At 43.8% G+C, this 546-nt stretch carries 1 protein-coding gene; it reads left to right on the top strand.

The window, feature by feature from the left end; all coding sequences use genetic code 11:
- On the top strand, window positions 1–546 hold a 546-nt coding region (locus JCM15579_RS19940), incomplete at both ends, for a DUF642 domain-containing protein (protein ID WP_157471581.1).

Consider the following 546-nt stretch of genomic DNA (forward strand, 5'->3'; position numbering starts at 1 on the left):
GGTTGTAGACCTTGGATTAGATCAGGAAACCTGTTACGGAGGAACAATCACATTAGATGCCGGCAATGCAGGTGCTATATATTTGTGGTCAAATGGTTCGACAACTCAAAGCATAAAAGTATCAACTTCAGGAAACTATTCAGTAGTGGTAACCGATGCCAATGGTTGTTCAGCATCGGATGATGTGAATGTAACCGTTCATCCAAATCCGGTTGTAGACCTTGGATTAGATCAGGAAACCTGTTCCGGAGGAACAATCACATTAGATGCCGGTAATGCAGGATCAAGCTACCTATGGTCCAACGGAGCAACGACTCAGACTATAACAGTAAATGCAAGTGGAAACTATTCAGTAGTTGTCACCGACGCCAATGGTTGCTCAGCAACGGATGATGTGAATGTAACCATTCATCCAAATCCAATCGTTGATTTGGGTCCGGATCAGGAAACTTGTGCCGGAGGTACATTTACTTTGGATGCCGGTAATTCTGGATCAAGCTACCTATGGTCAAATGGTGCAACCACTCAGACTATTACAGTATCAAC

Source organism: Marinifilum fragile JCM 15579 (assembly GCF_001310955.1).
Lineage (GTDB): Bacteria > Bacteroidota > Bacteroidia > Bacteroidales > Marinifilaceae > Marinifilum > Marinifilum fragile.